The sequence below is a fragment of the Candidatus Methylomirabilota bacterium genome (assembly GCA_035709005.1).
Classification (GTDB): domain Bacteria; phylum Methylomirabilota; class Methylomirabilia; order Rokubacteriales; family CSP1-6; genus 40CM-4-69-5.
This window is the reverse complement of record DASTFB010000059.1, coordinates 1-21187: the sequence shown is the minus strand read 5'-3', so window position 1 is coordinate 21187 and position 21187 is coordinate 1. Positions and strand designations below refer to the sequence as shown.

At 69.8% G+C, this 21187-nt stretch carries 20 protein-coding genes, 1 tRNA gene and 1 pseudogene; 8 read left to right on the top strand and 14 right to left on the bottom strand.

Going from position 1 to position 21187, the window contains the following annotated elements:
* Window positions 1-235 precede the first annotated feature (235 nt).
* The 10 genes from VFR64_09115 to VFR64_09070 form a co-directional block, all read right to left on the bottom strand.
* On the bottom strand, window positions 236-733 hold the full coding sequence (locus tag VFR64_09115; GenBank protein HET9489895.1) for a hypothetical protein: 498 nt from the start codon (window positions 731-733) through the stop codon (window positions 236-238).
* A gap of 59 nt (window positions 734-792) precedes the next feature.
* The gene (locus VFR64_09110) at window positions 793-1155 is read right to left on the bottom strand and encodes a DUF6152 family protein (GenBank protein HET9489894.1); all 363 of its coding nucleotides are present in this window, start codon (window positions 1153-1155) and stop codon (window positions 793-795) included.
* Between the two features lie 38 nt (window positions 1156-1193).
* Window positions 1194-2627, bottom strand: a complete 1434-nt coding sequence (locus VFR64_09105; protein HET9489893.1) for a DEAD/DEAH box helicase — start codon at window positions 2625-2627, stop codon at window positions 1194-1196.
* Between the two features lie 7 nt (window positions 2628-2634).
* Window positions 2635-3381 (bottom strand): twin-arginine translocase subunit TatC, encoded by a 747-nt coding sequence (gene tatC / locus VFR64_09100; protein ID HET9489892.1) that lies wholly within the window; start codon window positions 3379-3381, stop codon window positions 2635-2637.
* Window positions 3382-3394: 13 nt separating this feature from the next.
* Entirely contained in the window at window positions 3395-4183 is a 789-nt protein-coding gene (gene thiD, locus VFR64_09095) for a bifunctional hydroxymethylpyrimidine kinase/phosphomethylpyrimidine kinase (GenBank protein ID HET9489891.1), read from the bottom strand.
* Between the two features lie 61 nt (window positions 4184-4244).
* Entirely contained in the window at window positions 4245-4916 is a 672-nt protein-coding gene (rsmI, locus tag VFR64_09090) for a 16S rRNA (cytidine(1402)-2'-O)-methyltransferase (GenBank protein HET9489890.1), read from the bottom strand.
* A gap of 116 nt (window positions 4917-5032) precedes the next feature.
* Window positions 5033-6280 (bottom strand): ATP-dependent Clp protease ATP-binding subunit ClpX, encoded by a 1248-nt coding sequence (gene clpX / locus VFR64_09085; protein HET9489889.1) that lies wholly within the window; start codon window positions 6278-6280, stop codon window positions 5033-5035.
* Window positions 6281-6310: 30 nt separating this feature from the next.
* Window positions 6311-6961 (bottom strand): ATP-dependent Clp endopeptidase proteolytic subunit ClpP, encoded by a 651-nt coding sequence (gene clpP, locus VFR64_09080; protein HET9489888.1) that lies wholly within the window; start codon window positions 6959-6961, stop codon window positions 6311-6313.
* Window positions 6958-8226: a trigger factor gene (tig, locus tag VFR64_09075; GenBank protein ID HET9489887.1), complete on the bottom strand. Its 1269-nt coding sequence runs from the start codon at window positions 8224-8226 to the stop codon at window positions 6958-6960. The genes clpP and tig overlap by 4 nt, the downstream gene beginning before the upstream one ends.
* A gap of 118 nt (window positions 8227-8344) precedes the next feature.
* Window positions 8345-8430: transfer RNA gene (locus VFR64_09070), tRNA-Leu, on the bottom strand.
* A 260-nt stretch (window positions 8431-8690) separates the two neighbouring features.
* Here VFR64_09070 and VFR64_09065 point away from each other — a divergent pair.
* The 3 genes from VFR64_09065 (at window position 8691) to VFR64_09055 (ending at window position 11291) form a co-directional block, all read left to right on the top strand.
* A complete protein-coding gene (locus VFR64_09065) occupies window positions 8691-8957 on the top strand; it encodes a hypothetical protein (protein ID HET9489886.1) in 267 nt (88 codons plus the stop codon).
* Between the two features lie 70 nt (window positions 8958-9027).
* Window positions 9028-9258 (top strand): hypothetical protein, encoded by a 231-nt coding sequence (locus tag VFR64_09060; GenBank protein HET9489885.1) that lies wholly within the window; start codon window positions 9028-9030, stop codon window positions 9256-9258.
* Between the two features lie 143 nt (window positions 9259-9401).
* Window positions 9402-11291 (top strand): transketolase, encoded by a 1890-nt coding sequence (locus VFR64_09055; GenBank protein ID HET9489884.1) that lies wholly within the window; start codon window positions 9402-9404, stop codon window positions 11289-11291.
* Here VFR64_09055 and VFR64_09050 read toward each other — a convergent pair.
* Together VFR64_09050 and VFR64_09045 are read right to left on the bottom strand one after the other, a co-directional pair.
* Entirely contained in the window at window positions 11288-11443 is a 156-nt protein-coding gene (locus VFR64_09050) for a hypothetical protein (protein HET9489883.1), read from the bottom strand. The genes VFR64_09055 and VFR64_09050 overlap by 4 nt on opposite strands.
* A 145-nt stretch (window positions 11444-11588) precedes the next feature.
* A pseudogene (locus VFR64_09045) lies at window positions 11589-11714 on the bottom strand (site-2 protease family protein).
* Between the two features lie 162 nt (window positions 11715-11876).
* Here VFR64_09045 and VFR64_09040 point away from each other — a divergent pair.
* Window positions 11877-12833 carry a sugar phosphate nucleotidyltransferase gene (locus VFR64_09040; protein ID HET9489882.1) on the top strand — a complete coding sequence of 319 codons (957 nt, stop codon included), beginning with the start codon at window positions 11877-11879 and terminating at the stop codon, window positions 12831-12833.
* Here the strand turns inward: VFR64_09040 and VFR64_09035 are convergent.
* Window positions 12819-16109: an ATP-binding protein gene (locus VFR64_09035; protein HET9489881.1), complete on the bottom strand. Its 3291-nt coding sequence runs from the start codon at window positions 16107-16109 to the stop codon at window positions 12819-12821. The two genes, VFR64_09040 and VFR64_09035, sit on opposite strands and share 15 nt — an antisense overlap.
* A 112-nt stretch (window positions 16110-16221) precedes the next feature.
* Here VFR64_09035 and glgX point away from each other — a divergent pair, with 112 nt between their 5' ends.
* The 4 genes from glgX (at window position 16222) to VFR64_09015 (ending at window position 20695) form a co-directional block, all read left to right on the top strand.
* A complete protein-coding gene (gene glgX, locus VFR64_09030; GenBank protein HET9489880.1) occupies window positions 16222-18360 on the top strand; it encodes a glycogen debranching protein GlgX in 2139 nt (712 codons plus the stop codon).
* Window positions 18361-18415: 55 nt separating this feature from the next.
* Entirely contained in the window at window positions 18416-18655 is a 240-nt protein-coding gene (locus tag VFR64_09025; GenBank protein HET9489879.1) for a hypothetical protein, read from the top strand.
* Between the two features lie 88 nt (window positions 18656-18743).
* Complete coding sequence (locus VFR64_09020; protein HET9489878.1) at window positions 18744-20117, top strand: amino acid permease; 1374 nt, start codon at window positions 18744-18746, stop codon at window positions 20115-20117.
* Window positions 20114-20695, top strand: coding sequence for a class I SAM-dependent methyltransferase (locus VFR64_09015; protein HET9489877.1), 582 nt, complete (start codon window positions 20114-20116; stop codon window positions 20693-20695). The genes VFR64_09020 and VFR64_09015 overlap by 4 nt, the downstream gene beginning before the upstream one ends.
* A 63-nt stretch (window positions 20696-20758) precedes the next feature.
* Here VFR64_09015 and VFR64_09010 read toward each other — a convergent pair.
* Window positions 20759-21187 (bottom strand): proteasome ATPase (locus VFR64_09010; GenBank protein HET9489876.1); only part of this gene is annotated, 429 nt, incomplete at its 5' end.

Below are 21187 nucleotides of genomic sequence, written 5' to 3'. Positions count from 1 at the left end.
CAGGGTCTCTGCCAGCAGGTCGGGGGCGATGCCGACCCCCCTTGGTCTGTCGCGCAAGACGGCCTCGCGTCCCTCCCGGTCCCGTTCACCCAGATCTGCCCGCAGCCTGTCGCTGGTCCAGCACCCCAGCGAGGCGCGCGCCGGCAAGCCGTTCGACGCCGGCACTCGCGCCGGATGACACTGCGCCGGTGATGGGCCCCGGGCCCGGTCTCGGAACCCGGGCCAGCGGGTGACGTCACAAATACGCGAGCAGCCGGCCGCAGGAGATCACGCCCGTCCACAGGGACAGCGACAGCACGGCCGCGCACTTCGCGGCCAGAGGTGTGTCGGCCACGACGTTCCAGGCGCTCACGGCGCGGAACGGCCAGCGGTGGAAGGCGACCGCGTTGAGACAGGCCGCGGCGATCAGACCCAGCTTGAGCTTGAACGCCGGGTTGTCGGCGAACTCCGTCGCGTGGGCCACGAACATCGTGGCCCCCGTCACCGCGACGATGCCCAATCCCAGGCGCGCCCACGGCAACAGGTGGCGCGCCATGTCGGCGACGGGCAGGCGGCGCGAGAGCCCCAGCAGCCGGAGGTCGAACATGGCGGCGGCACCGACCAGGAGCACGATGCCGACGATGTGGACGATCTCCACGATCGGGTAGAGCCACAGCCACTGGCGCATGGCGTCCGCCAGGGCGGTCGTCTCGAGCCAGACGAGCCAGGCGGGGCCGGTCGGCGAATGGGTCAACTATTCACCGAGGGCGCGAGCCCGGAAGAACCGAGGGTGGGCTGGTCTGGGTGCGCCTCTCAACGAAGCTGGACGGTCTTGCCGTTGACGGTGATGCGCTCGGCGCGCATCTCCATGGGATCGGTGCGGTTGGGGTAGCCGACCACGGTGACCTTGGTCCCGACGGCCAGGTCCGAGGGCGGGAGGCCACGCCGCTCCATACGCGAGGGCGGGGCCAGCACGACGAGCCACGTCTTGCCCGGCACCTCCAGCCTCATGTGGCCGTGCGGGTGCTCGTAGCCCGACTCCTTGACCTCCCCGGTCAGATTCAACGGCGTACTGCTGTCGTAGCCGCTCCATCCGTGATGCGCCGCCGCCCCGCCCGGCAGCGCGGTGGCCCACGCCCCGACGATCAGCAGCGCCAACGTCACCCAACTCTTCATCGTGACCTCCGGCTAGAGTCTGCCACAGGTGCTGCGCCTCAACTCGAAGGCGCCGGACCGCCCGGCCGTGGGCCCCGGCGACGCCGGCTACGCCGGCGGCGACGGCGCTGGCCGGCCGCGACGTCGCCGGCCGGCGCCGTACCCACCGGGGGAGGCCCGGGGGGCGGCTGACGGACCGGGCCGGCGTCCGCTCGGCGCTCGCGGCCACGCTCACGGGAACGGCGGTCGCCCCCGCGGCCACGCTCGCCATCACGGCGGCCGGCAAGCCGAGCTCGACGCTCTTCGGCGTAGCGCCGCCGCTCCTCGGGCGTGGGCGGGATCTCGGTGACCATGAGGTCCTCCTCCGCCCACTCCACCGGGATCTTCTGATTCAGAAACTTTTCGATGGCCTCGATGCGGAGCGCGCTCACCTCGTCGACGAGGCTGATCGCCTTGCCGCCCGCTCCGGCCCGGGCCGTGCGGCCGATCCGGTGGATGTAGTCCTCGGCGTCCTCGGGCAGGTCCCAGTTGATCACGTGGCTGACCGCCTCGATATGCAGCCCGCGCGAGGCCACGTCGGTGGCGACGAGGACCGGGAGCCGGCCCTCCTTGAAGTCATTGAGGAGCCGCAGCCGCTTCTTCTGGTCGACGTCGCCGGTCAGGGCCCGGGCCTCCCAGCCGTTGCGGGTCAGGCGGTCCTCGAGCCGGCGCGCCTCCTCCCGGGTGTTGCTGAAGATGAGGATGCGGTCGCCGCCCTCCCGCCGCAGGAGGCCCAGGAGCACCGGAAACTTCTCCTCGCGGGCCACGTGAAAGAGGCCCTGCTCGACCTTCTCCACCGTCTTCTGCCGGGGTGCAATTGAGATCTGGGCCGGGTTGTTCATGAACTCCCAGGTGATCTCCAGCACCCGAAAGGACAGGGTGGCCGAGAAGAGGAAGGACTGGCGATGCTCCGGCTGAGGCAGGCGGCGGAGGATGAAGCGCAGATCCGCGATGAACCCCATGTCGAACATCCGATCGGCCTCGTCGATGACCAGCACCTCGACCCGGCGCGGGGACCACACGTGCTGCTTGAGATAGTCGATGAGCCGGCCCGGCGTGCCGACCAGGATGTCGCAGCCTTCCCGCAGCGCCTCGCGCTGCCGGTTGTAGTCGATTCCCCCGTAGACGCTGAGGATCCGGAACGGCGTGAACTTGCCCAGCAAGCGGGCATCGGACTCGATCTGGACCACGAGCTCGCGGGTCGGAGCGATGACCAGCACCCGGGGACCGTCGGACGGCCGGCCGGACCGCTCGTCCTCGCGCAGGAGTCGAGCGAAGGCGGCGATGAGAAACGCCGCCGTCTTGCCCGTGCCGGTCTGCGACTGTCCAGCCAGGTCCTTGCCCTTCAGCGCCAGGGGCAGGGTGGCTTCCTGGATGGGCGTCGTGGTGACGAAGCCGGCCTCGCGGATGCCCCGCATGACCGGCTCGGGCAGGTTCAGCGCTTCGAACTCCATTACCGGGTCATGCGGGCGTCTCTTCCCCGGCCGGGGCGGGCCTGGCGCGCCGCGAGAAGATGCGGGCGGAGATGATCCCGATCTCGTAGAGGAGGATGAGGGGGCCGGCCATCAGCATCTGGTTGAAGGCGTCCGGCGTGGGGGTTAGCACGGCGGAGGCCACGAAGGCCCCCAGCACCGCGTATTTCCGGTTCCGGGCCAGCGCCTTGGGCGTCACCAGCCCCAGGCGGGCGGCCAGCGTGATGGCCAGCGGTAGCTCGAACACGAGGGCGAAGGCCAGGGTGAACTTCAGCAAGAAGTCGATGTAGCTGCCGATGGAGATCATCGGCGTCAACCCGGGTCGACTGAACGACAACAAGAACTGGACGGCGTAAGGCGAGACGATCTTCAGCGAGAAGGCGCCCCCGGCCACGAAGAGCAGGGAGCCGACAATCACGAACGGGGCGGCGTACTTCTTCTCGTGCCCGTAGAGTCCGGGCGAGATGAACGCCCATACCTGCCAGAGGATGGCCGGCGAGGCCAGGAAGAGCCCGGTGAGGAGGGCGACCTTCATCTGCACCCAGAAGGCCTCGGTGACGGCCAGGAAGACGAGGTTGTTGCCCGTGGCCTGGATCGGCTGGGCCAGCCAGTCGACGATGCGCTGGCTCAGCGGGAAGGTGACCACGAGGCCGACGAGGAGGGCGATGAGGCTCCGCACGATCCGGGTGCGGAGCTCGCCGAGATGCTCCATGAACGACATCTTGTCGCTGACCACGTGTGCCATTCGCCTACCAGCGCTCCACGAAGTGGCGGAGGGCCCCCACGCCATGCCCGACCTGGAAGCCCTCGCGGATCGCCGCGGTCACGTAGGCCTTGGCGTCGCCGACGGCCGCCTCCAGCGCCCGGCCACGCGCCAGCCCGGCCGCGATGGCCGACGAGAACGTGCATCCGGTGCCGTGGGTGTTGGCCGAATCGAGCCGGGGCCCGGGGAAGCGGGTGAGCGCGCGGCCGTCCCACAGGATGTCGGTCGCCGCATCCTTGAGGTGACCGCCCTTGACCAGCGCCGTGCGGGCGCCGCGGGCGACGATCCGCCGCGCCGCCTCGATCATGTCGGGCTCGCTCTCGACCGGCATCTCGGCCAGCGCCGCCGCCTCGTGGAGATTCGGCGTGACCACCAGGGCCAGGGGCAGCATCTCGGCGATCAGCGCCGTCCGGGCGTCGGGCTGCAGCAGCGGGTCCCCTGATTTTGCGATCATGACCGGATCGAGCACCACGCGATCATGACGGGCGCCCCGCAACCGCTCGGCCACGACGCCGATGATGGGCGCCGTGGACAGCATGCCGATCTTCACCGCGTCGGCTCCGAAATCGGCCAGCACGGCGTCGAGCTGCTCCCCGACGAAGGCCGGGGGCAGGTTGAAGACGGCCTGCACGCCGAGGGAGTTCTGCGCCGTCACCGCCGTCAGCACGGACATGCCGAACACGCGGAAGGCCGAGAACGTCTTGAGGTCCGCCTGGATGCCGGCCCCGCCGCCCGAGTCCGAGCCGGCGATGGTCAGCGCCTTGGGAACGCGCATCGCTCGAAGTATACGCGCCGGCCCGGGCCCCGACAAACGGCCGAGCGGCGACGCGGTCGGCTCAGCGGGCCGGGATCACGAGGGTGAACTCGCCGCGGATGGCTCCGGCGCCCAGCCGGGCCAGGTGGGCCGCGGGCGGCGCGCTGACGAGTTCCTCGAACTGCTTGGTGAGCTCCCGCGCCACCACGATCTCTCGCTCGCCGAACACCTCGGCGATCGCGTCCAGGGTAGCCAGGATGCGGTGGGGAGACTCGTAGAGCACGATCGTCGTCTCCAGAGCCTGGAGCGCGCGCAGGCGCGTGAGCCGCCGGCCCGGCCTGATGGGCAGGAAACCTTCGAAGAGGAAGCGGTCGGCGGGGACGCCGGCCCCGCTCAGCGCCGTCGCCACCGCCGTCGCGCCCGGGACCGGCACGACGGCGAGCCCGGCGGCCCGCGCCTCACGCACGAGGAGAAAACCCGGGTCGGACACGCCCGGCGTGCCGGCATCGGTCACCAGGGCCACCGACTGGCCCTCCTGCAGTCGCCGCACGAGCTCCCGGCCCCGGGCCACCTTGTTGCCTTCGAAATAGGAGATGGTCGGCGTGTGAATATCGAAGTGGCTCAGCAACCCTCGCGTCCGCCGCGTATCCTCACACGCAATCAAATCCACCTCCCTGAGCACCCGCAGCGCGCGCAAAGTGATGTCCTCCAGATTCCCGATGGGAGTCGCCACGACATAGAGCGTCCCGCTCATCTGCTGCTTTCGAGCGCGGGCTTCGCCCGCGCGATCGATCCTTGGGGGGAGGCAGGCGCGAGCGGGCCGTCAGGCCCGCAGCGCCGTCGGAAGGGGGGCGAAGCCCCCCTCCGAGTTCAAGCCGACTGCTCCTTCGCTTCCGACACCAGCACGGGCCGCTCGTGACTCAGGATGACCTCGCGGGTGATCACGCACTCCTTGAGGCCCTGGATCGACGGCAGCTCGTACATGATCTCCAGCATGACCTCTTCCAGAATGGCGCGCAGGCCACGGGCGCCGGTGCCCCGCTTCAGCGCCTCCTTGGCGATGGACACGACCGCGTCGTCGGTGAAGCGCAGGCGAACCTTTTCCAGCTCGAAGTACTTCTGGTACTGCTTGATGATCGCGTTGCGCGGCTCTTTGAGGATGCGGACCAGCGCCTGTTCGTCGAGATCGTGCAACGTGGCCACCACGGGCAGCCGGCCCACGAACTCCGGGATCAGCCCGTACTTGAGGAGGTCCTCGGGCTGGACCATGGCCAGCAGGTCGCCCACCCGCCGCTCCTCCCGGCTCTTGATCTCGGCGCCGAATCCCATGCCTGACCGGCCAACCCGTTGTTCGATGCTCTTGTCGAGGCCGACGAACGCGCCGCCGCAGATGAACAAGACGTCCGACGTGTCGACCTGGATGAACTCCTGGTGGGGATGCTTGCGGCCCCCCTGGGGCGGCACGTTGGCGACGGTCCCCTCCAGGATCTTGAGCAGAGCCTGCTGCACCCCTTCGCCGGACACGTCGCGGGTGATCGACGGATTCTCCGATTTGCGCGCGATCTTGTCGATCTCGTCGATATAGACGATGCCTCGCTCGGCGCGCTCCACGTCGTAATCGGCGGCCTGGAGCAGGCGGAGGATGATGTTCTCCACGTCCTCGCCCACGTAGCCGGCCTCGGTGAGGGTGGTGGCGTCGGCGATGGTGAAGGGCACGCGCAGGACCTTGGCCAGCGTCTGGGCCAGCAAGGTCTTGCCGGAGCCGGTCGGGCCGATGAGGAGGATGTTGGACTTCTGCAGCTCCACGTCGCCGGCATCGCCGCCCGATTCGATGCGCTTGTAGTGATTGTGGACGGCGACGGCCAGGATCTTCTTGGCCCGCTCCTGGCCGACCACGTACTGATCGAGGACGGTCTTGATCTCCGCGGGCTTGGGGAGGCTCCGGATCTCCCGGCTCTTCTCCTCCTCCCACTCCTCCGCGATGATGTCGTTACAGAGCTCGATGCACTCGTCGCAGATGTAGACGGTGGGGCCGGCGATGAGCTTGCGGACGTCGTTCTGACTCTTGCCGCAGAACGAGCATTTCAGCGCGCCATTGCCCTCTCGTGTGCGTGCCATCAGTGGACCAGCTTCCTCCGGCCGGCAGGCCTACTTCTGGGCCTGGGCCGTGAGCGCCGCCTGCTCGCTGACGGCGCGCGTCGTCGGCTTGGAGGAGATCACCTCGTCGACGATTCTATAGTCCTTGGCCTGCTCGGCGGTCATGAAAAAGTCCCGATCGGTGTCCCGCTCGATCCGCTCCATCGACTGACCGGTGTGGTGGACCAGAATCCGGTTGATCTCCTCGCGCATCCGGAGGATCTCGCGAGCCTGGATGTCGATGTCGGTGGCCTGCCCCTGCACGCCGCCCAACGGCTGGTGGATCATGATGCGCGCGTGCGGCAGCGCGAAGCGCTTGCCCCGCGCGCCCGCCGCCAGCAGCAGCGCTCCCATGGAGGCGGCCTGACCCATGCAGATTGTAGCGATGGCCGGCTTCACATACTGCATGGTGTCGTAGATGGCCATCCCCGCGGTGACCGAGCCACCCGGCGAGTTGATATAGAGGTAGACATCCTTGTCCGGGTCCTCGGCCTCCAGGAAGAGCATCTGGGCGATGACCAGGTTGGCCAGCTCGTCCTCGATGAACGTGGGCAGGAAGATGATCCGTTCCTTGAGCAGCCGCGAGAAGATGTCGAACGCGCGCTCACCGCGCGGGGTCTGCTCGACCACCATCGGTACCAGGGCCATGAGCTTCTCCTTCATGCGTGGATCGTCGCCCGCTCGATCAGGAGGTCCAGGGTCATACGCTCCCGGAGGCTCAGTCGCAGGCGCTCGAGATCGCCGCTTTTCTCCATCATACGCCGGACGGCCGGGGTGGGACGCTGTGTGGCTTGCGCGATCCGGTCGACCTCGGCGTCCACGTCGGGCTCGGCCGGCGTCAGGCCCGTCCGCTCGGCCACGGCCTCCAGCAGCAACGCGCGGCGAACGGCTCGCTCGGCCCCGGGACGTAGCTCGCCCATGAGCTTGGGGTAGTCCCACGGCATGGCGTCGGGATCGACGCCCTGGCGCCGCAACCGCTCCCGGGCGTGCTCCACCTGGTGCGCGACCTGGCGCACGATCATGGATTCCGGCACGGCGAACGGGTGGGCGGCCAGCAAGGCATCGACGATCTTTTCCTCGAGGCTGTGGCGGTCCTCGGCGGCCCGCCGCGCTTCCAGCTGCTTCTGCACCTCGGCCCGCAGCGCAGCCAGGGTCTCGAAGTCGCCCGCTGACTTGGCGAGATCGTCATTGAGCTCGGGCAGGACCTTTTCCTTGACCTCCACGACCTTGACCGCGGCCGTGCCCGGGCGCCCCCGCAGCGCCTCCTGGCGGTGGTCATCGGGGAGCCGGACGGCCACGGTGCGCTCTTCGCCGGCCCCCATACCGGCCACCGCCTGATCGACCTCGGGCAGCACCGAGCCGTCACCGACGAGGAAGGCGTAGCCGCTCTGCTGCGACGGCGCCTGCCCCTCGATAGTCAGGACGTAGTCCATCAGGACGAGATCGCCGGGGGCGGCCGCCCGGTCCACGCTCACGAACTGCGCGTGCCGCTCTCGTATGTGCTCGAGCGCTTCGTCGACCTCGGCGTCGGTCACCGGGCGCGGGGCGTGTTGCACCCCCAGGCTCTTGTCGGCGTCGACGTCGATGGGCGGCTTGACCTCGACCACGGCCACGAAGGACAGCGGCGCATTCTCCTCGAGGCGGACGTCCTGGAGGTCAGGCTCGTCGACGGGATCCAACCGCGCCTCGGCCAGCGCCTGCTGGTAGACGTCGGGGATCAGGTGCTGGGCTACCTCGCGGCGCACGTCATCGGCGAAGTGCGCCTTGACGAGGGAGCGGGGGACGTGCCCCTTGCGAAAGCCGGGCAGCCGCGCCTGCTTCTGCACCCGGCCATAGGCTCGTTCCCACTCCTGCTGCACGACATCGGCCGGCGCTTCCACAGCCAGCCGCCGCTTGCAACCTTCCAGCGTTTCGACCGCGACCTTCATCCACTCTCCATCGGAGGTCTGAGACCAGCCGGATTATACCAGCCGGGCGAGTTCCGCCGTCATGGCCAGACGACCCGGCGCGAACAGGTCAGCGGAGCGCTTCAGCCGGCGGGGCGTTTGGTGCGAGAGGGGGGAGTCGAACCCCCAAGGGTTTGGCCCACTGGATCCTAAGTCCAGCGCGTCTGCCAGTTCCGCCACTCTCGCCCGAACCGTTTTCCGTATGTTGCACTGTGCACGGGTTTGACGCCGCCGTCAATTGTCCGGAGTGTGCAGGAGGCGCTCACCCGCGCGCCTCCTGCGTGTCGCTCGTCGGCAGCCCGGCCGTCGCGCTGCCCGCCGGCGTTCGCTTCCGCGCTCCTCCCCTCCGCTAGCCCGCGTCCTCGCTCGTTCCATCGTCCCGGAGACCCGGTACTCGGCCGGGCCGCCATCTTCGTCGAGCGCGGGAGGATCTCATGCACGGGCGTATGGTTGCGATTGTCATCGGTGTCGTCATCGGGTTCCCGGCCTGGGCGGCGCCGGACTCTCCAGCGGTGGTCCAGGCGCCGCCGGGACAGGCGCCTCCGCCCCCGGGCGAGTTGACGCGCCCGCGCCAGCCGTTCTCGCTCTACGGCGAGCGCCGGCCGGGGCAGCTCCTGTTCGGCCTCGGCGTGGTCGGTGACTTCGTCGGCAACATCAGGCCGGGACCTTCGCCGGGCGCGAGAACCGGTTCTTTCCGCGCGAGATCGAGCTGATGTTCTTCGGCCAGATCGATCCCTACGCGCGGGGTGAGGTGCGTGTCGAGGGCGGGCGAAGGGTTCGAGGATGAAATGCCTGATCGCCACGCTGTGGGCGCCGTTCCTCATGTGCCTGGTCCTCACGGGCATCCACGCCTACTTGGGCATCCACGTCATCGCCCGCGAGGTCATCTTCGTGGATATCGCCATGGCCCAGATCGCCGCCCTCGGGATCGCCGCGCTGGTCGCGAGGCCTCGTGCGGCCTCTTCAACCGTGCGTGATACGCTGATCTCGCGTGACGGGGGACCGGTGCCGTGACACGGTCCGGTGGCTCGACTGTTCGCAGGTCCCGGGTGAGGGGTGAGCCCGAACGAGCCCCGGTCGAAGCGAACCCCGCCGTGGCATGACTTCAAGATTCTCGTCCGGTGGCGCCGCCGTCCGCGTGGAGGTAGGGTGTGACCATGGCGATGTCCAAGATCTCCGACGGCCTGATCCACGCCCTGGAGGACATCGCCACCCGGCTGCGGATCGATTGCATCCGGGCCACCACCGCCGCGCGCAGCGGACATCCCACGAGCTGCGCCTCAGCCGCCGACCTCGTGGCGGCGATCTTCTTCACCGCCCTCCGGACCGAGCCCCAGCAGCCCCGCGCGCCGACCAGCGATCGGTTCGTGCTGAGCAAGGGCCACGCCGCTCCCTTGCTCTATGCGGCATGGGCCGAGGCCGGCCTGCTCTCGCGAGAGCAGCTCACGACGTTGCGTCAGCTCGACAGCGATCTGGAAGGGCATCCCACCCCGCGCCTGCCGTTCGTCGACGTGGCCACGGGATCGCTGGGCCAGGGTCTGTCGGTCGGTGTCGGGCTCGCGCTGGGCGCCCGCCTGAGCGGTCATGACGCCCGCGTGTGGGTGTTGCTCGGCGACGGCGAGACCGCCGAGGGCGCGGTGTGGGAGGCCGCCCAGCTCGCGGCCCATGCGCGCCTGGACCACCTCGTCGCCGTGGTGGACGTCAACGCGCTCGGCCAGTCCGGACCCACCATGTACGGCCACGACGTGGAGGCCTACCGGCGCCGGTTCGCCGCGTTCAACTGGCGGGCGCAGGTCGTCGACGGCCACGACATGCGCGCCGTCGTGCAAGCCGTGCGTTGGGCCCAGCGGGGACGGGGCACGCCGAGCGCGATCGTAGCCCGTACGGTGAAAGGGCGAGGAATCGAAGGAATAGAGGGACTGGACGGTTGGCACGGCAAGGCGCTGCCGCCCGACGCCGCCGCGCGGGCGATCGAGCGCCTACAGCAGGGACTGCATCATGTGCCGCCGCCGCCCATGCTCCGCCCGCGCCCACGCCCCGCGCTGGCGGTCGCCGTCACGCCGTCCGCGCCGGTCGACGCCTCGCCCGGCACGGCGGGCGCCATCGCCACGCGTCAGGCCTACGGGGAGGCGCTGGTGCGTCTCGGCGCGCGGGAGCCACGCCTGGTCGCGTTGGACGGCGATGTGAAGAACTCCACGTTTGCCGAGCGGTTCGCGCAAGCCTATCCCGAGCGATTCGTCGAGGGTTTCATCGCCGAGCAGAACATGGTGAGCATGGCTGCCGGCCTGGCCGCTCAGGGATGGATCCCCTTCGTCTCGACGTTCGCCTGCTTCCTCACCCGCGCCGCCGACCAGATCCGCATGGCGGGCATCTCCGCCAGCAACGTCAAGTTCTGTGGCTCCCACGCCGGCGTGAGCATCGGCGAGGACGGGCCCTCGCAGATGGGGCTGGAGGATCTGGCGCTGTTCCGCACCGTGCCGGGGGCCGTCGTCCTCTACCCCGCCGACGGGGTGGCCACCAAGGCCTGCGTGGAGCTGGCGGCCGACCATCCTGGCGTGGCCTATGTGCGCACGACCCGCATGGCGACGCCCACGGTCTACCCCGAGGGAGAGTCGTTCCACATCGGCGGCCTGAAGGTGCTCCGGCACAGCGCGCACGACCGACTCACGCTCGTGGCGGCCGGGATCACGCTGCACGAGGCGCTCGCGGCCTACGACGCGCTGCAGGCGGCGCAGCTGCCGGTACGGGTCATCGACCTGTACTCGGTGAAGCCCGTCGACACCGCCGGGCTGCTGGAATCCGCTCGGGCAGCCGGCGGCACCATCGTGACGGTGGAGGATCACTACCTGCAGGGCGGGCTGGGCGACGCCGTGCAGGAGGCAGTCGGCCCGTCCGGGGTCCGCGTCCACCGCCTGGCCGTCCGCGAGGTGCCCCGTAGCGGCCCACCGCTCGCGCTGCTCGAGCATTACGGCATCGGCCGCAACGCCATCGCGGCCGCCGTGCGCGCGCTGATCGCCGACGAGGCGGATCGACGCACCGCGGCCTAGAGATAGCCGACGAGCCGGTAACCGTCGAGCACGGCGAGCCGGCCGAGCCGGTTGCCCGACGCTTTCTGGAGCGCCTGCTGCACTTCGTCGTCGGGGCAGGCGATCATGTCGTCCGTCAGCGGCTGCATCACGTCCCCCGCCCGGGCCTGCATCCACTGCTCCGCGGAACGCCCTCGACCTGATCGATCGTGGCGACGCCGGCCACGCGGCCGCCATCCACCACGGGAAAGCTGGTGAAGTGATGACGCCATGCCTGATGAAGGCGCCCTGCAAGATCTCCAGCGCGCCCAGCGGATGTGAGACCCCGCCGAACACGTGCAGCGTGATGCCGTGCACCCTCAGGCCGTAGGCGTGCGCCACCAGTGAGTGCGACAGCTCGTGGAGCAGCACCGACGCGAACAGGAGCAGGGCCGCAACGAGCCCGTTGACCCCAGCCGTGGCAGTGCACGGCCCGTTGAAAGAGTTACGACAGGGCGCAGTTGCCCGAAGCTGGCCCCGGCGGGTCCGCGTGAGGTCCTCTCACGCGAGCGAATTACCCAGAAAGGACAATCGTCGGGCCACAGCACCTTCGATCGCGCCGACTTCATGACGACGCGCCTGGCCGTCGATTTGCACGGAGCACGGCTCGTGGATCGCTCATGCCTGATCCTGGCCGGCGGCGATAGCGGAAGGCTGAGCGAGCTGACCCGGTCCATATGGGGCGACGATCGCCCCGTGCAGTTCTGTCCAATGCTCGGCGGGACCACGCCGCTGGAACTTACCAGGCAGCGCGCCGGGCAGGTGATTCCGGCGAGCCAGACCGTGGTGGCCCTCGTCGAGAGCCACGAGCGATTTTACAAACGGCTGCTCTCGGATCTCCCGCCTGCCCAGATCATCGTGCAGCCCGAGAATCGCGGCACCGCGCCGGCCATCCTCTACGGCCTGCTGCGGCTGGCCGCCCTCGGGGCGGCCGGTCCGGTCGCCGTCTTGCCGTCGGATCACTACGTCTCTGATCCAGGCCGCTTCATGGCCCACGTGGAGGCGGCCTTTCGGGCGGTGACAACCCGGCCGGATCTCGTGATCTTGCTGGGGGTCCAGGCCCGGTCACTGGAGCTCGAATACGGGTGGATCGAGCCGGACGAGCCGATTCCGGGTCGCTGGCGGGAGACGTTCTATCGGGTCCGGCGCTTCTGGGAGAAGCCGCGGCCGGCCCTCGGCACGGACTTGCTCGCCCGGGGCTGCTTGTGGAGCAGCTTCGTCATGGTGGCCCAGCCGATCGTGCTGGCCACGCTCATTCGACGAGAGCTGCCGTCCCTGGTCGAGCGCTTGCTCGCGCTGAGGACGCGGCTGGCCGAGCCCGGAGTTCCCGACCGGGTCCGCCAGCTCTACGCGCGCCTGGCGGCCGCCGACTTCTCGCGCCAGATCCTGGCGACCCGCCCCCCCAATCTCGCCGTGTTGCCGGTGACCGGAGTGGAGTGGAGCGATCTGAACCATCCCGAGCGAGCCGGCCGGGCCCTGGCCCAGGCGGGCATCGACCTCACCCCGGCATCACTCTCCGCCTGAATCGACCCGGGCTGGCGCCGGCCGCGAGTGGCCGGCGTTGACCAGCCTGCCGATCAGCCCGGCAAACTCCGCGGGGTCGATCGGCTTGGCGATGTGCACATCGTACCCGGCCTCCAGGGCCCGCCGGCGGTCTTCCTCTCTGGCATGTGCCGAGACCGCCACCGCCGGGAGCCGGCGTTGCCGCTCGGAGGACCGCGACCGCACCTGACGGATGAGCGCGTACCCGTCCTTGCCCGGCATGGCCAGGTCGCTGACGAGCACCTCGGGGACCCGGATGTCCATCTCGGCCAAGGCCTCCCCCGCGGACGACACGGCGCGGACCCACGCTCCGGCCCGAACCAGCGTCGTCGAGAGCAGCTCTCGGCCATCGGCATCGTCGTCGACGACCAGTACGTCGATTCCGTGCAGCAGGGCCGGCGCCTCGGGCGGCAGGGCGATCGGAGGCGACGCCGCCTCGCGGGGCGGGGCCGGGTCGGCGGCGAGCGGTAACCGCACAGTGACCATGGAGCCGCGACCCTCGCCGGCACTGTCCGCGCGGACCGCGCCCCCGTGCAACTCGACCAGGTGGCGAACGATCGCCAGGCCCAGACCGAGCCCCCCGTGCTCCCGAGTCGTCTTGGCATCGCCGAGCCGAAACCGCTCGAAGATATGGGGCAGCAATGCCGGCGCGATGCCCGAGCCGGTGTCGGACACCCGGATCTCGACCCAGCTCGCTCGCCGCTCGAGCGTGATCTGCACCCGGCCCCCGGCCGGCGTGAACTTGATAGCGTTGTCCAGCAGGTTGCCGAAGATCTGCTGGAGCCGAAAGGCGTCGCCGCTGACGGCGACGGCGTTGGCGTCGGTGGCGTGCTCGAGCCGGACGCCCTTGACCTCCGCCATGGCGCGGACACCCTCCACGGCCGCCTGGAGCACGGCCGGCAGCTCCACGCGACGCCGCTCGATCTGCATCTTGCCGCTCACGATGCGGGAGACGTCGAGCAGATCGTCGATCAGCTGGGTCTGCAACTGCGCGTTGCGGCCGATCGTCTCGATCGCCCGCTCGACCGTCGCCGGATCCAGCGAACCGAACCGGAGCATCCGGCTCCAGCCCAGAATGGCGTTGAGCGGGGTGCGCAACTCGTGGGAGAGGACGGCGAGGAACTCGTCTCGGGCCTGGTTGGCGGCCTCCGCTTCGGCCCGCGCCTTCTGCTCGCCGGCCAGGACCACGCCCCGTTCCTCCTCCGCCCGCTTGCGGTCGGTGATGTCCATACACACACCGACCACACGCTCGGGTCGTCCGTGACGCTCGCCGACCAGCCGGCCTCGCCCCTCCAGCCAGCGCACGGTGCCGTCGGCACGGATGATGCGGTACTCCAGACGCAGATCCTTCCGATGCTCGACCGATTCGTGGATCGTCTGCAGCACCCGGTCGCGGTCTTCGGGATGGATTTCCCGCTGGACTGCGTCGAACGTGCCGGGGAAGGCTCCGGGGGCCAGGCCGTGGATGGCCTCCAGCCCGGGCGACCAGGACACCCGGCCCGTGTCGATCCGCCATTCCCAGGTCCCCATGCGGCCGGCCTCGACGGCCATGCGCAGCCGTTCCTCGCTCTCGCGCAGGGACTCCTCCCCACGCTTGCGATCGCTGACGTCGTGGAAATAGACGGCGAGCCCCTCGGGCGACGGGTAACCGCGGAGCTCGAACCAGGCGCCGAGCGGCGGATAGAAGAACTCGAACTGCACGGGGACGCCGTCCCGCGCGGCCCGCTCGAACTCCCGCTGGATCATGGAACCGACCAGATCCGGGAACTCCTCCCACAAGACCTTCCCGATCAGGCCGTCCGGGGAGCGCCGGAGCCGGCCGATCGTCTCCTCCGCCCGCCGGTTGACGTAGACGACGCGCCACGCCTGGTCCAGGGTCATGAAGCCGTCGGTGATGCTGTCGAGCACTTGCACGATTCGCCGGTTCGCCGTTTGCATTTCTCGCCGGCGCCGCTCGGACTCCGCGCGCGCCGCCGCTTCGCTGGCCGTGGCCCGGTGCAGAGTCTCCACGTGACGCTGCAGCGCCGTGGCCATGCGATTGAGGTTCCAGCCGAGCTCCCTGAGCTCCGGCTGCTCGGCCGGCGTGACACGGGCCGTGAGGTCCCCGTCGGCGACGCGTGCCGCCAGGGCACCGTACTCACGCAGGGCCTGGTCCACCGCGGCCTTGGTCTCTCGCTCGACGGCCAGCCGGCGGCGGAGGACCGCGACCATTCGGTTGAAGCTGCGGGCCAGTCCCACCATCTCCCGGGGGCCCTGCTCCGGCGCGTGCCCGGTCACGTCGCCCGCGGCGATGGCCGTCGCCGCCGCCTCCACCGCTCGCACCGGCAAGGCGGTGAACAGCGCCAGGGCGACGGCGACCGTGCCCAGCCCGGTGAGCGCCACCAGGACCCACGGCAGCACTCCTACGAACGCCCGGGCGATCTCCTCGTCGACCTCCGCGGTCTCCTGACTCACCCACACTTTCCAGCCAGCCGGCCGCACCGTGGCAAACCCGGCCAGGCGTTCCGGACCGGTCGGGTCGGCGTAGGAGGCGATGCGTCCCGAGTCCGCTGTCATGAGCGCCCAGAGGGAATCGCGCGACAGATCCGGACCCACGGTGGGCAGGTCGAGATGTGCGAAGCGGACGCCGTCGGCGGAGGCCACGCTGGCCTGCCCCGTCCGCCCGAGCTGGAAGCCGGCGGCCAGGGATTGCACGAAGGCCAGGTCGAGGGCGCCGGTGACCGCTCCCCCGACCTCTCCGCGGCTGTCGATGATCGGCGCGGCCAACGCGACCGTGGGAGGCGCCTGCGGCAGGCTCGGCTCGACGCTCTTGTCGACTACCGGGCGTCGGGAGAGCAGCATCTCCCTCCACCAGGCCCGCTTGGAAAGATCGTCCCCCGGGGAGCCATCGGCGCCGGGGCTGGTCGACAGGTCGGCGACGACGAGGCGACCGTTCCGGTCGACGACGCCCAGGCTCGCCAGCGCAGGGTAACTTTCTCTCGTCCTGAGCAGCATCGACGAGACGTTATTCGTGTCGAGGGCGGTCTGGACGGCGGCGAAGGCCGCCACCATCCGCACAGCCTGCAAATGCAGGCTCAGGAACTGGTCGCTCTCGGCGGCCAGGCGTCTGGCCAGCTCCTCGTGGCGCTCCAGCGTCTGGGCGATGGTCAGCCGGCGGATAGCGGAGGCCGAGCCGATGCCGATGACCGTCGCCACGATGGCCCCGGCCAGGAGCACCCCGACGACGAAAATGGTCCGTAGGCTGAACCGGCTCAGCACGGTGCAGGCATTATTTCACGGGGCGCCGACAGAAGTCTTTGGCGACAGCCGAAGGGTAAGGAAACTTTTTCTCATCGTGGCTCCGGCATCGGAGTTGCTTGCTCGTCACCGCGTGAAGACGCAGCCCGGCCAGCCCTATCCGCTCGGCGCCACCTGGGACGGCGCCGGCGTCAACTTCGCCCTGTTCTCCGAGCACGCCACCGGGGTCGAGCTGTGCCTCTTCGATCGCGACAGCCAGACCGAAACGGCGCGCGTCTCGATCGTCGAGCAGACGGATCAGGTCTGGCACATCTACCTTCCCGAGGTCCGTCCCGGGCAGCGCTACGGCTATCGCATACACGGGCCCTGGGAGCCTGGCCAGGGGCACCGGTTCAATCCGGCCAAGCTTCTGCTGGACCCGTACGCGCGAGCGCTCGACGGCACCGTGGCATGGAACGACGCGGTCTTCGGCTACCCGATCGGCAGCGGCGACGACCTGGCCCGGGACGACCGCGACAGCGCCGCCTACGTGCCCAAGGGGGTGGTGATCGACACCACCTTTGCCTGGGGGGACGACCGGCCGCTGCGCATCCCGTGGAACGAGACGATCATCTACGAGGTCCACGTCAAGGGATTCACGGCCCGACACCCGGACGTGCCGGAGGCCCAGCGGGGGACCTGTGCCGGCCTTGGCTCACCGGCCGCCGTCGAGTACCTGACCGCGCTCGGCATCACCGCGGTCGAGCTGATGCCCGTGCACCACTTCGTCGTGGACAAGCCGCTGCTCGATCGCGGATTGACCAACTACTGGGGCTACAACACCATCGGCTTCTTCGCGCCCCACTCGGCCTACGCCGCCGCGGCGTCGTTGCACGGTCAGGTGGGCGAGTTCAAGACGATGGTGAAGACGCTGCACCGGGCGGGGATCGAGGTCATCCTGGACGTCGTCTACAACCACACGGCGGAGGGCAACCACCTGGGCCCGACCCTGAGCTTCCGGGGGATCGACAACGCCTCGTACTACCGCCTGGTGGCCGATGACCCCCGCTACTACATGGACTACACCGGGTGTGGCAACACGCTGAACATGCTGCATCCCCGCACCCTGCAGCTCATCATGGACAGCCTCCGCTACTGGATCCAGGACATGCACGTGGACGGCTTCCGCTTCGACCTGGCCTCGGCGCTGGCCCGGGAGCTGCGCGACGTCGACCGGCTCGGCGCCTTCTTCGACATCATCCACCAGGATCCCGTCATCTCCCAGGTCAAGCTCATCGCCGAGCCGTGGGACCTGGGGGAAGGCGGCTACCAGGTCGGCAACTTCCCCGTCCTGTGGGCGGAGTGGAACGGCATCTATCGGGACACCGTGCGGGCCTTCTGGAAGGGCGACGCGGGCCAGGCCGGGTCGCTGGCCTACCGGCTGACCGGCAGCAGCGATCTGTACGGTCGCGACGGGCGCAAGCCGTACGCCAGCGTGAACTTCGTCACCGCCCACGACGGCTTCACGCTCCAGGACCTGGTCAGCCACAACGAGAAGCACAACGAGGCCAATGGCGAGGACAACCGCGACGGCCACGACCACAACGTGTCCTGGAACTCCGGCGTGGAGGGCCCCACCGACGACCCGGCCGTCCTCGCCCTGCGGGAGAGGCAGGTGCGGAACTTCCTGGCCACGCTGCTGCTGTCCCAGGGGGTGCCCATGCTCTGCGCCGGCGACGAGGCGGGCCGCACCCAGCAGGGCAACAACAACGCCTACTGCCAGGACAACGAGCTGTCCTGGCTCGACTGGGATCTGGACGAGCGCCGCGGGAACCTGCTGCAATTCACGCGCGATCTGATCGCGCTGCGCCGCCGCGAGCCGGTTCTGCGTCGGCGCCAGTTCTTCCACGGCCGCCGGATCTACGGCTCCGAGGTCGAAGACCTGGCCTGGTTCCGGCCCGACGGCAAGGAGATGAGCGAGCCGGACTGGGGGTCCGAGACCCGCTGCTTCGGCCTCCGGCTGGCCGGCGAGGCCATCGAAGAGGTCGACGTGAAAGGCGAACGGACCGTGGGCAACACGCTCCTGATCCTGTTGAACGCCCATCACGAGCCGATCGACTTCACGCTGCCCGCCCGCCGGCCCGATGTCCGCTGGTCGTCCCTGTTCGACACCGGGCGCCCGCGAGGTCCGGAGGCCCCGGCGCCGATCGACGGCGGCGCCGCCTACCGGCTGGAGGGCCGCAGCCTGGCCGTCTTCCTGCGCGACGTTCAGCCCGGCCGGGCGGCGACGTGAGGCGCGAGATGCTCGCGTTCGTCCCGGCCTCTGCGCTAGGATGCCTCGCGGGAGCATGGATCGACTCATCTTCATCGTTCGCGCGGACCGCGCCGATCTCTACGAGGCGCTGAGAGCCGCCTTCGCCCGCGAGCACGAGGTCGAGGTCGTCCTGGAGCGCCGGTCGGCCGTCAACCGCCGGCAGCACACCCTGCCCCACCCGACGGAGCGCCGGGGCGTGGATCGTCGCGCCCGGCCCGCGGTCGACGCCGAGCTCCGGGAGCGCGGATGGTCCCTGGTCCGGCGGTCGTCCTGAACCGGCGCCGGCGCGCCTGACCGGCCGGTCGTCCGGCGCGCCGGGCGAGCGGAGCGGACGCTTGCCTCCTGCGGTACCATTTCCCGGCGTGGCCCGCCTTCCCGTGACGCCGACCGCGTCGGCGCCGGCGCCGTCGGCTGCGCCTCGGCCCAGTCTGAGCCTGCGCGACACCATCGCCCTCATCGTGGGCACGGTGATCGGCGTCGGCATCTTTCGCACACCGTCCCCGGTGGCCTCGTTCGCGGGCAGCGAAGGCGTCGTGGTGCTGGCCTGGGTGGCGGGCGGGCTGATCTCACTGTTGGGCGCCCTGTGCTACGCGGAGCTCACCACGAGCTACCCGCACCCGGGCGGTGACTACCACTTTCTGCGTCGGGCCTTCGGCCCGCGCCTGTCGTTCCTCTTCGGGTGGGCACGCATCAGCGTCATCCAGCCGGGATCGATCGCCCTGCTGGCCTTCGTGCTGGGGGATTACCTCGGGACGCTCCTCTCCCTGGGCCCGGCCGGCCCGGCGATCTGGGCGGCGCTGGCCATCACGCTACTGACCGGCATCAACGTCCTGGGCATCCGCCACGGCAAGACCACCCAGAACGTGTTCACCACGCTGGAGGTCCTAGGAGTCCTGCTCGTGGCCGGGGCCGGGCTCATGGTCGCTCCCGCTCCGCCGGCCGCCGGCGCCTCACCCGCCGTGACGCCGTCCGGGCTGGGGCTGGTGATGGTGTTCGTGCTGCTGACCTATGGGGGATGGAACGAGGCGGCCTACGTCTCGGCGGAGGTGCGGGACCCGGCCCGCAACATGGTCCGGGCCCTCGTGCTGAGCATCGTCCTCGTCACCCTGCTCTACGTGGGGCTCAATCTCGTCTACCTCCGGAGCCTCGGACTCCAAGGCACCGCGAGCTCGCAGGCGGTCGCCGCCGACCTGCTGGCCCGCGCCCTGGGTCCCGCCGCCGCCGGCATCATGGCCCTGCTCGTGGCCATCGCCGCCTTCACGTCGGCGAACGCCGCGGTCCTCACCGGCGCGCGCAGCGCCTTCGCCGTCGGCCGCGACGTCGGCGCCTTCCGCTTCCTCGGCCAGTGGAACGCCAGCACTGGCACGCCGGTCAACGCGGTGCTGGCCCAGAGCGCGGTGGCCCTCGCCCTCGTCCTGCTCGGCGCGCTCACCCGCCGCGGCTTCGAGACGATGGTGGAGTACACCGCGCCGGTCTTCTGGTTCTTCTTCCTGCTGACGGTCGCCTCACTTTTCGTTTTGCGTCGGACGGATCCCCATCGCAGCCGTCCCTTCCGCGTCCCCGGCTACCCCGCGACCCCGGCCGTCTTCTGCCTGGTCGCGGTGTACCTGCTCTATTCGAGCGTACGGTATGCCGGTGTCGGCGCCCTCGTGGGCCTCGTGGTCCTCGCCAGTGGCGTGTTTGTCATGCGCGTGACGGCCGGCGTGACCCCCGGCCCGGGAGAGAATTCACGATGAGATCACTCAGGGTTTCGCTCGCCCTTGTCCTCGCCCTCACCGTCGTGGCTGCCACCGCCCTCGGACAGACGACGACCCAGCAGAAGGTCCGGGAGCCGGACGTGCAGTACGTGCCGACGCCCCAGTCGGTCGTCGACCAGATGCTCCAGATGGCCAAAGTCGGCAAGAACGATCTCGTTTACGATCTCGGCTCGGGCGACGGCCGCATCCTGATCACGGCCGCCAAGAAGTACGGGGCGCGGGGCGTCGGCTACGACATCGATCCCGAGCGGGTGCGGGAGGCCACGGTGAACGCCGCCAAGGCGGGCGTCGACAAGCGCGTGCGCTTCATCCAGGGCGATCTCTTCGACGCCGATCTGCGCGAGGCCACCGTCGTCACGCTGTATCTGCTGCAGTCGCTCAACATGAAGCTGCGCCCCAAGCTCTTCGCCGAGCTGCGCCCGGGGACGCGCATCGTCTCCCACGATTTCGACATGGGCGACTGGAAGCCGGATCAGACCGTGAAGGTGCAGGTCAACGGCCGCGAGCACATGGTCTACTACTGGCTGCTGCGAAAGCCTCGGGCTTCCCAGCGCTGAGCCGCGCGCGGGGACTGCAGGAGGCGGCGGTCGCCCCCTGCAGCCCCGCCGGCGCGGCCGGGCTCAGAGGTACTGACCGGTCGTCACCACGGCTTCGACGTCGCGGAGAGGTTGTGCGGCGCCGGTGACGATCGGCCGCACGTCCACGATCCGCTCGGCGCGGCGGCCCCCGATCTTGGCCCAGTCGTCGGGATGGGTGGTGTTGGGCAGGTCCTCGTTCTCCTTGAACTCTTCGCGCACGGCGGCCAGCAGGTCGTCGGCGATGAGGCCCTTGCCTCCGCCGGCGATGTGCCGCTTGAGGGCCATCTTCTTGGCCCGCCGCACCACCGACTCGATCATGGCGCCGGAGGCGAAGTCCTTGAAGTAGAGGACCTCCTTGTCACCGTTGGCGTAGGTGACCTCCAGGAACCGGTTCTCCTCGCTCAGGCTGTACATCTTGTCCGCAGTGGCCGCGATCATGGCGCCGATGGCCGCCGCCGCGTCGCCGTGCCG